The organism is Microcystis sp. LE19-41.2A (assembly GCF_027530405.1).
Classification (GTDB): domain Bacteria; phylum Cyanobacteriota; class Cyanobacteriia; order Cyanobacteriales; family Microcystaceae; genus Microcystis; species Microcystis aeruginosa.
The window spans coordinates 1-9,236 of record NZ_JAPZQJ010000270.1 but is presented as its reverse complement, the minus strand read 5'-3'; the positions used below and the strand labels follow the sequence as shown (position 1 = coordinate 9,236).

The 9,236-nt window shown below is 42.3% G+C and carries 9 protein-coding genes and 1 CRISPR repeat array; of the genes, 6 read left to right on the top strand and 3 right to left on the bottom strand.

All coding sequences use genetic code 11. From position 1 onward, the window contains the following. Positions 1 to 309: 309 nt before the first annotated feature. Genes O9290_RS11685 through O9290_RS11675 form a run of 3 tightly spaced genes read left to right on the top strand, consistent with a single transcriptional unit; the run spans position 310 to position 3,186 of the window. The gene (locus O9290_RS11685; protein ID WP_002757500.1) at positions 310 to 1,137 is read left to right on the top strand and encodes an RAMP superfamily CRISPR-associated protein; all 828 of its coding nucleotides are present in this window, start codon (positions 310 to 312) and stop codon (positions 1,135 to 1,137) included. A 19-nt stretch (positions 1,138 to 1,156) separates the two neighbouring features. Next, the gene (locus O9290_RS11680; RefSeq protein WP_002757498.1) at positions 1,157 to 1,564 is read left to right on the top strand and encodes a hypothetical protein; all 408 of its coding nucleotides are present in this window, start codon (positions 1,157 to 1,159) and stop codon (positions 1,562 to 1,564) included. A 5-nt stretch (positions 1,565 to 1,569) separates the two neighbouring features. Then, a complete protein-coding gene (locus O9290_RS11675; protein WP_288058168.1) occupies positions 1,570 to 3,186 on the top strand; it encodes an RAMP superfamily protein in 1,617 nt (538 codons plus the stop codon). A 101-nt stretch (positions 3,187 to 3,287) separates the two neighbouring features. After that, positions 3,288 to 3,624: direct repeats of the CRISPR family, unit length 36 nt; unit sequence CCTTACCTATTAGGTCAAATAGGATTAGTTGGAAAC. Positions 3,625 to 3,809: 185 nt separating this feature from the next. On the opposite strand, the gene O9290_RS11670 is transcribed toward O9290_RS11675, so the two are convergent. Further along, positions 3,810 to 4,718 (bottom strand): transglutaminase family protein, encoded by a 909-nt coding sequence (locus O9290_RS11670; protein WP_288025271.1) that lies wholly within the window; start codon positions 4,716 to 4,718, stop codon positions 3,810 to 3,812. A 367-nt stretch (positions 4,719 to 5,085) separates the two neighbouring features. On the opposite strand from O9290_RS11670, the gene O9290_RS11665 reads away from it, so the two are divergent. After that, entirely contained in the window at positions 5,086 to 6,537 is a 1,452-nt protein-coding gene (locus O9290_RS11665; RefSeq protein WP_288087076.1) for a GTP-binding protein, read from the top strand. A gap of 215 nt (positions 6,538 to 6,752) precedes the next feature. On the opposite strand, the gene O9290_RS11660 is transcribed toward O9290_RS11665, so the two are convergent. After that, the gene (locus tag O9290_RS11660; RefSeq protein ID WP_287107454.1) at positions 6,753 to 7,049 is read right to left on the bottom strand and encodes a type II toxin-antitoxin system RelE/ParE family toxin; all 297 of its coding nucleotides are present in this window, start codon (positions 7,047 to 7,049) and stop codon (positions 6,753 to 6,755) included. Continuing rightward, entirely contained in the window at positions 7,034 to 7,222 is a 189-nt protein-coding gene (locus O9290_RS11655; RefSeq protein ID WP_002752772.1) for a hypothetical protein, read from the bottom strand. Before O9290_RS11655 ends, O9290_RS11660 begins: the two co-directional genes overlap by 16 nt. Before the next feature lie 474 nt (positions 7,223 to 7,696). On the opposite strand from O9290_RS11655, the gene O9290_RS11650 reads away from it, so the two are divergent. Beyond that, positions 7,697 to 8,389, top strand: coding sequence for a Crp/Fnr family transcriptional regulator (locus O9290_RS11650; RefSeq protein ID WP_002757489.1), 693 nt, complete (start codon positions 7,697 to 7,699; stop codon positions 8,387 to 8,389). Positions 8,390 to 8,523: 134 nt separating this feature from the next. Then, positions 8,524 to 9,006, top strand: a complete 483-nt coding sequence (locus tag O9290_RS11645) for a DUF29 domain-containing protein (protein ID WP_043998879.1) — start codon at positions 8,524 to 8,526, stop codon at positions 9,004 to 9,006. Positions 9,007 to 9,236 lie beyond the last annotated feature (230 nt).

Below are 9,236 nucleotides of genomic sequence, written 5' to 3'. Positions count from 1 at the left end.
GGGTTTCATGCTTCAACCCAACCTACGTTCATTTTATATTTAATTCCACCCACCTACTTAAGTAGGTAGGCACAATTATTTGTAGGATGGGTTAGCGGTAGCGTAACCCATGCGGGCGTTGGGTTTCATGCTTCAACCCAACCTACGTTCATTTTATATTTAATTCCACCCACCTACTTAGCTTTGTGCTGTCCTAATAGCCTAAATACCACGATCAAATATTAACAAAATCTTAGAAAATTCTGACATTAATATTAACTTAGTTTAGAATAATCCCTAAGCATCTAAAATACTCACTTTTACCAAAAAATGTATCACAAAAGTTATGGCATACTTGAAACCTTAGCACCCCTTCATGTGGGAGCAACCGCAGGAGAAGAAACGGGTAATCTTAACCTCATTTTTCGTGACCAATTCACCCAAACAGCAATTATCCCCGGTAGTTCTATTCGCGGCCGTTTTCGTGCCGATATGAACAATATAGATGAAAAACGTACATGGTACGGACACGAAACAATCCCAGGACAAGAAGACGGAGGAACCACCGAAGCAAAAGTTAAATTTGAATATGCTTCCCTCGTTTGGTTGCCGGTATTTTGTCCGGGGCAGCCGATAGTTTGGGTCACTTCTCCCCTATTATTAAAACGCTACAAACAAATCACGGGAATGTCTGCAAAAGTACCCAATCCCTATACTGCTTCCCCTAGTTTACAAGCGCGAGTAGTGCAGGGAGTTAACCGCAATAGCAAAGTTTTATTTTTTAACTTAGGATTTCTCGAAATTGAACACTTAGAGGAGCTTTCTTCGTGGATTCCCCCGCAAGCGGATTTAAAAGCTTCTCAATTAGTCGTCGTTAATGATAACGATATATCCATGCTGCACGATATGGCACTCTACCGACAAAGCCGGGTTAAACTACTAGAAGATCAGAAAAAAGTGGATACAGAAAAAGGAGCTTTTTTCAATGTGGAAGCTTTACCCGTGGGTAGTATTTTAGTTTTTCCCATTGCTTGCAAAGAAACAGGATGGCAACCTTTTGGAGAATCGGTAAACCAAAAAGAATTATATTTCGGAGGATTAGAATCCATCGGTTTCGGTCGTTGCCAAGTTACTATTTTAAACTACGCCAATCAATAATTACATTTTATCTAATATTATGGCTTGGAAAGAATACAATCTCGATCGCATTGCTCAGAAATTAGTTCTCGCTGCCAAACTACGGGATCGAGATTCTCTCAATCAATCTTTTAAAATGCGTGAATCCGTTTCCTATGGACTAGAAAGATTCTGGGGTGAACATCTGCGCTTACAATCCAAGGAAACCAATAAGGCAAAATACTGGAAAGAAACTTGGGATAAATTAGTCGAAACCATGGCAGAAGCGGGGATTCCTATCCCTAACGATACCGTACAGGTAAATGATACCGAATCTGTTCAAGCAATGGCAGAAAAACTCTGGGAATTAAAGCTAGAAGACCAGAGAATTACCCTCGCTGTTTTAACGCAACTATGCGATTGTTTAGTTTGGTGGACTCAAAGATATAAAGGAACAAAGGAACGATAAATTATATGGTTAATATTCCCGATATTGGTGACAAAATCCCCCTGATGTTTCGCGCACAAACCAAAGGGCGATCGCAATTACAATATATTGACTCTAAAAAAGATGAAAATGATAGCCAAAAATGGGTAAAAGAATGGATAGAACGAGTCGATGAAAATCCTCCCCAATTTGGTCAAGAAGTAAAAACCAAAGAATATCAAATATCGTGGCGATTCGTCACTAATGGGGGACAAGATGAAGGAATAATTCGGCCTGTAATGGGTGCTTATGGCATACCATTTTATCCCGGTTCCAGCATGAAAGGAGCCTTTTGTCAAGCTTGCACCCCCGAACAAAAACAACGTTATCACCTCGAAAAAGATAGCGATAACCCTAGTCTTTTGCGCTTCCATGGCGGTTATCCCGTTAATGATTGGACGGAAAATCTTTTAGATATTGTTCACCCGCAACAGGGATGGCAAGTAAAAACCCCAAACACTCGACAAAAACCCAGTGGAGAAAGTGGTTTTGCTTTAATTTCTCTCTATCAACCTAACCTAAAATTTGGCATTTCTACCTCAATAGAACAACCCGATTGGGAGGAGATTTGGACTATCTGGGAAAGAGCTTTAGAATCTGGTCTAGGATGCCGTGTTAGTAGCGGTTATGGCTTACCAAAAGACATTAAACCTTCAAAAGAACCTTTATATAAATGTTTTCTGAAAGGCCAAGGAATGGCTCCTAAAAGCCTCGATGGTGCAAGGGAATTTCGACCCAATATTTTTCGAGGAGCAATTCGCGGTCATGCCTTGCGTATTTTTGGCGGTTTAACTGATGCTGAAAATGCCGAAAAGTTAGTTAATCAGCTATTTGGAGGAATTGACGGAGAAGCAACCCAAGGTTTACTAGCGGTCGATTTTTGTGTCAAATCTCTAGAGTTAGGAACCTTTGCCAAGGGTTACAAGGAACCCACCTACACAGTAACAGGAGAATTACGCTGGATTCTCACCCAATCTCTCCCCGAAAACCAGCAAGAATGCTTAAAAAAATTAATTTGTTTTCTCACTCGTTTTGCCATGTTATTAGGAGGATTTGGTAAATCATGGCGACGAGCAGATCATAGTATTTTCTATGAGGATTATTATCCCAATAAACCCTTAATTGGCTGTCATTGGCAATGGGGGGATAAAAGTTCTTTAATCAACGATAATAAAGTCAGAGATTTAACTCATGTTCATCCCTTTATCAAAGATGTTCGCACTATTGCTAAACAATGGATGTCCTTACAAAAAGATATCCTCAGAACTCCCGATAATAGTGCTAACTGGCGAGAAAGTTGGCATACTAAAAATGTAGAAGTTTGGGGAAGAATTGCCGAAGATAAAGATGATTCCCTAGCCATAAAATGGCTTCACAAAGCCTATCAAAAACTGGATAATTTAAGTATCTATAAAACCTCGGTGACAGGAAGTATCGATCAAATTGGTCGTCTTTGGCATCGAATGTATCCCAAAAATAATCATCAATACCTAGAATTATTAACAATTTTTCCCGATGACTCTGATGATTGTGCTTATTTTCTAGGTTTTCTAGACGAGAATAATGGTCAAGCGGGAAAATTTCAAAAACTTTGGCCGAAATAATCCCGTTTACAGTTAATTACCTAAGCAAAATTAATTACACATTAGGATTAGTTGGAAACTAAAAAAGTAGGGCTAATTCATGAATTAGCCCTACCCTTATCCCTTACCTATTAGGTCAAATAGGATTAGTTGGAAACGCAATCGCCTCGGGGTTCGTAATGACCGGAAACCCCACCTTACCTATTAGGTCAAATAGGATTAGTTGGAAACAGTTTAGAAACGGTATATTTTGACATATAACCGTTCTTTCCTTACCTATTAGGTCAAATAGGATTAGTTGGAAACCCTTGAATCGCCTTGGCGTGACGCTTCGGTTCCTTTCGACCTTACCTATTAAGTCAAATAGGATTAGTTGGAACCTAAAAAAGTAGGGCTAATTCATGAATTAGCCCTACTCTTATTCCTTACCTATTAGGTCAAATAGTATTAGTTGAAAAACAGAAAAAGGGTTTCTTTTAGAAACCCTTTTTCTAATAAATTGTGTCAAATATATCTTGACAAAAATCGATAAAAATGCTATGACCCAACGGCAATCTTCGCTTTATTGCATGAGTAGAAAACGGGTTTCTTCGAGAAACCCGTTTTTTGCGATCGCCAGTCAAGAAAAAACCCGATAATTCAACCTATTCCCTCGGATCAAAATCTGGCAGCGTCCCCAACTTGCGAATGGTCACTTTAACATCCATAGACAAATAGTCATCAGCATCACCAAACCAAGAACCGGAAAGAGGTATGATTTGACCGGGATGACGAGCGATCGCCACTCGAATTAAATCAAAGCCGGCGGTAATTTGATTAGTCGGATCATAATTACGCCAACCGGCCCCCGGTAGATAAACCTGTAACCAAGCATGGGTAGCACCAGAGCCAGTCATCCCCACTTCACCACCGTCGAGGGCAGCATCGTAGAGATAGCCACTGACAAAACGACAGGCTAAACCCAATCTTCGCAAAGCTTCGATCATTAACCAAGCATAATCGCGACAAGTTCCCGACTTTAGCCGCAGGGTTTCTCCGGGGGATTGAGTTCCTTCACTCTCCCTGGATTGGTAGGTAAAATTATCTTTGATAGCCGCCATCATTCTTGCCATGACATCGAGGGTATCATCTTGGTCCCCCGCTACAAAACTTTTGGCCCAAGCTGCCAAGCTGCCGTCGGCATCCTCAGCGTGGGGACGCATAAACACCACTAGATCTGACCATTCATCGGGGGTGTACTGGATGGGAATTTCGATCGCCCGTTGAGCGAGGGGAAAATCAGCGATCGCTTTTAAGCCAAAATGTTCCGCCCGTAATCGACAGGTAACGATTAATTCTGACGCTGGTTCAGCAAATTCAAGCTCTACCACATTGTTAGATAGAGTATCCATAGTCCAGCGCGTTTTGGCGGCAATATTCGCTTCTACAGAATAACTGATAATTCTTTCACCGTGACCGGCACTAGGCAAAAAAATTGCCCGATGTTCCCCAAAAGTTACCGGTTTACGATAATGATAGGTGGTGATGTGTTCCAAGTCGTAGATGACACTCATCCTGATTATCCTTAATAAAGTAGCTGGTTATAATTGAAGATAAATCCCCCCTTGATCCCCCCTTAATCCCCCCTTAATAAGGGGAGTATCTGACAATTTTTAACACCCACCTACTTAGGGTTTGCGACAAAAAGTACGGGCGAAGCATTCGGATAGAAAATCTACGGTTTCACCGATAGGTTATTGCCCGAATGCTTCGCCCCTACAGGACGCGGGCCGATGAAGACGCAAGGTTTGGAAGCACAATTCTCTCAAAATCTTGCACCTGTGGGAGCGAGAAAAGCCACAAAAACCTTACCTTGCCTACATTTCACATTTATTCAGCAAGCCCTACTTAATCACTGATAACTGATAACTGATAACTGAAATGACCTCTGACCCGTTCCTCGATCGAGCTTGGAATACCGAAGACCTAGAACAAGCGCTTCGAGGTGTCGGCACTATTCAAGAAGAACTCAACTATAATCAGGCACGCAATTCTCTGAGCAAACTTGTTGAGCGTCTCGATCTTACCTCGATCGAGAAAATTGGTCTAGAAGCGGAGATCGATCGCCTAGTGGCCCTGCTGGAAAAACTCGATCGATCCCTGATTCAAATTGCCGCTTTTGGTCTGGTGGGCCGGGGAAAATCCTCGATTTTAAATGCTCTAGTCGGTCAAGAAATCTTTACAACCGGTCCTCTACACGGAGTTACCCGCACCATTAAAGGGGTAAATTGGCAGTTAAGCAGCGATGATACCTTCCCCAATCTAGCGCGTCTGACCCTGAACGGCCAGGGTAATGCTCAGGTGCAATTGCTTGATACTCCCGGTATTGATGAGGTAGATGGGCAAACGAGGGAAATTCTCGCCTGTCAGGTGGCGCAGCAGGTGGATTTAATCCTTTTTATCATCTCCGGTGATATGACCAAAGTGGAATTTTCCGCCTTGGCCAAGTTACGGGAAGCGGGAAAACCGATGATTTTGGTCTTTAATAAAATCGATCAGTATCCAGAAGTCGATCGCCTCGCTATCTATGAGAAAATCGCCTCAGAACGGGTGAAAGAATTACTCTCCCCCGATGAGATTGTTATGGTGGCGGCCTCTCCCCTCTTGACGGAGACGGTTAAAGGGCAGGATGGACGTATAAAAATGCAACGATTTCGGGGAAACCCCCAGATAGAAGCCCTGAAACTCAAAATTTTGGAAATTCTAGAGCGAGAGGGTAAATCCCTCGTAGCACTCAATTCTATGCTGTATGCGGACGAGGTAAACGAGCAAATTGTCGCCCGCAAAATGGCTATCCGTGATCGCGGCGCCAATCAATTGATTCAAAAAGCAGTGATGATCAAAGCATCGGCGATCGCTCTTAATCCGGTGACGGTGTTGGATCTGTTGACGGGAGCAGTTATCGATCTAGCCATGATTCTCGCTCTTTCTCGCTTATACGGCATCGATTTAACTCGTCAGGGAGCGATCGCTCTTTTACAAAAAATTGCCCTCAATATGGGGGGTATTAGTGCCAGCGAATTTTTAGCGGTTTTGGGCTTAAGTTCCCTAAAAGGACTACTCGGCCTCTCGATTCCTGCCACTGGCGGCATTTCTATCCTTCCCTATACTTCGATCGCCCTGACTCAAGCGGGGGTTGCCGGTGTATCCTGTTACGCGATCGGCCAAGTGACGAAAACCTATCTCGCTAATGGGGCCACCTGGGGACCCGATGGCCCGAAGGCAGTGGTAGCCAGTATTCTCGATTCCCTCGATGAAACCTCGATTCTCAACCGGATTAAGCGGGAATTAGGCTCAAAATTGGGGGGTGGGGGACTTTTCAGTGATCAGTAAACAGTAAACAGTAATCAGTCAACTGAAGGCAAGAGGCAAGAGGCTCCCAGAAAGAATCTGGCAATTCTCCTACCTAAAAAGAAGGCTAGAAACTGAGTAGATTAAAGCTTTTAGCTCAACAAATTTGGTTTTAGATTCGGCCCTTGTGAACTGAAAACTCAAATCTGATAACTGATAACTGATCACTGATCACTGATCACTGATCCCTGACTCGATCAATCCAAGAAATGCTTACTATGGACGATCGCCGCTATAATAACTACCGCCCCTTGAATTTGATAGATCAGACGGTAGGCATAGGCAGCCTTTTCTCGGATGGTATCATCGCTAAATTCGGCGCATTTTTTCGCTTCTAGGGGACAATTTTCTAAAGAATAGCTTATATCAAGAATTCGACGCACGACGGCCGCCGCGTAGGACGGAGAATCTCGACTAATATAAGATGCGATCGCATCCACGTCTTCAATTGCTTTGGGCGACCAGACAAGGCGATAATTCACTCGATCAGCCATTTGTTTAAAAGACCCTCAACTTCTTCTTGGGGGATTGTATTCTCTAGAGAAGCCGCGCTCAAACTTTGACGCACCTTCTCCAGAACGTATAAATGATACTGAATATCTTCAATTGAACAATCATCCGGTAATTGATTCAAGAGGGATTCCACTTTTTGTCTAATGCTATTCATACAAGTTTGACCGAAGTTTTTAAGGAAAAGTATAAATTTAAATTATCTATCAACTATCATCTATAGCAGTTATCTTAATAGTGAGGTACGAAGTATCTGGTTTTAGGGAACAGGGAACGGTTAACAGTAGCTGGTCGCCAAGAGATAATGCCAAATTTCTTTATACTTCATCTTTATGAGAAACGCTATATCATAGATAGAAAACTAATAGTTACGCATCCTATCTTATGCCATAGTCCCCAGAAAAGCGAGAAAAAGTTAAGAATAGATAAGGTGATTATCTCGCTTTTGTAACATTGGGGCGGGTATTCTGTTAAGAATACTTAATAATTCTCCTATCTGCTCAATCCCCGCAACTTTTAGGGATTATTGCCAATAAGCATCTAGCGGCCACAAGACCCCCCCCCAATCGCAGCAATTTTTTGTTACATTAGTTTACAGTTCCCTCAACGCCCCAGTGGGTTATTAATTTTAATGTCTTCTTCGGTTCCTTCGTCGGATTTTATACCCTTAATCGGTCAAGAAACAGAAATCTTTAACTGGGCAAAATCCCATTATCGTAACCATACCTTTGCTAAAGATGAAAAAGTAGCCACGCGCCCCGGGCTATTATACTTTGTCGAATCTGGGGCGATTCGTATTCTTGGTAAGGCACAAGTTAACGTTATCGACCAAAAATTCCCCCGTCAACTACCTATTGCCGATAGTGAAGAAGTATTTCTCGGTTTTGTGGGTGCAGGTCAACCTTTTGAGATTGTTTCTCAATTTCCCTTTCAATTACAAGCCCAAGCTCATCTAGACGAGACCGAATTAGTCTGGTTATACTGGGAAGACCTAGAAAAATGGCCGCAATTGCGATCGGCTGTTATGGAAACTTTTCGCCATCAATACCAGCGTAAGTTATTTTGGTTGAGTATTCTCGGTCAAAAACGCTCCCTCGATCGATTAATGGGGTTCTTGGTTCTATTATTGGAAGAATACGGTCAACCCTGTGTAGAAGGCTATTATCTTCCCTATCCCCTAACTCACGCTCAAATTGCCAGCGCCATCGGCACTACCAGAGTAACAGTAACAAGATTAATCGGTAAATTGCGACAACAAAATTCGATCTTTTTTAAGCAGGATAATCTTATCGGATTGCCCAGTTTATTTTTGAGTCAGAATTAATTTTTCTGCGGTGTTGCTGACTCAAGCTATGAATGCTAACTGTGCATCCTATCCAAAAGTTAGTTTGGCTCCAGGTTTTAAAAACCCCACACAACAAAATTCCTATCACAAATCAGCAACGCCAGAAATCTATTATGACCGCACAAACCCCGCTATCGCTCTCCGTTCTCTACGAGGAAGATTTTGTTCTCTGGACAGAAAAAACCGCCGAACTTTTAAAGCGAAAAGAGTTTAACAGAGTGGACTGGGAAAATCTGATCGAGGAAGTAGAGTGCATGGGAAAAAGCGAGCGCCAAGCTGTCGAAAGTTTATTAACTCAACTATTAATTCATCTTTTAAAACTGAGTTATTGGACAACGGAAAGAGAACGAAACGCGCGTCATTGGCTAGGAGAGATAGCCACTTTTCGAGTGCAACTGAAAAAAAAGATGAAAACCCCAACACTGAAAAATCATGCCCTTAATTCCTTCGGGGAAGCCTATTCGGACGCGAGACAAACCCTAATTGATGGGAGAATTGTCGATAAAAATACAATTCCCCTAGAGTCTATATTAACTCTCGAACAAGTATTAGACGGAGATTGGTTCCCCATCGATATCGCACCTTTTCTTAGTTAAGACCCACATTCCGCACTTCACTAAGTAGCATAGTAGTAGTATGTCAATTTATAGACAAGGGCAATCACTCTGGCAATAAACATCCGTATTTTTGGCTCTTCGGGACTTGGTATGGTTCGATAGGGGAGCATAAATCGACTCAATCCTTATCTGGCAAGAGATTTAATTGATTAGTTCGCTCCAGATCGCAAACAATTGACAAAAATTGCGGCAATGTCTGTCTCTATAAA

Bases quoted from the DNA above. Each gene is read 5' to 3' on its own strand.
- O9290_RS11655 (WP_002752772.1), bottom strand. From the start codon at position 7,222: ATGAATAGCATTAGACAAAAAGTGGAATCCCTCTTGAATCAATTACCG.
- O9290_RS11660 (WP_287107454.1), bottom strand. From the start codon at position 7,049: ATGGCTGATCGAGTGAATTATCGCCTTGTCTGGTCGCCCAAAGCAATT.
- O9290_RS11685 (WP_002757500.1), top strand. From the start codon at position 310: ATGTATCACAAAAGTTATGGCATACTTGAAACCTTAGCACCCCTTCAT.
- O9290_RS11650 (WP_002757489.1), top strand. From the start codon at position 7,697: ATGTCTTCTTCGGTTCCTTCGTCGGATTTTATACCCTTAATCGGTCAA.
- O9290_RS11645 (WP_043998879.1), top strand. From the start codon at position 8,524: ATGACCGCACAAACCCCGCTATCGCTCTCCGTTCTCTACGAGGAAGAT.
- O9290_RS11665 (WP_288087076.1), top strand. From the start codon at position 5,086: ATGACCTCTGACCCGTTCCTCGATCGAGCTTGGAATACCGAAGACCTA.
- O9290_RS11670 (WP_288025271.1), bottom strand. From the start codon at position 4,718: ATGAGTGTCATCTACGACTTGGAACACATCACCACCTATCATTATCGT.
- O9290_RS11675 (WP_288058168.1), top strand. From the start codon at position 1,570: ATGGTTAATATTCCCGATATTGGTGACAAAATCCCCCTGATGTTTCGC.
- O9290_RS11680 (WP_002757498.1), top strand. From the start codon at position 1,157: ATGGCTTGGAAAGAATACAATCTCGATCGCATTGCTCAGAAATTAGTT.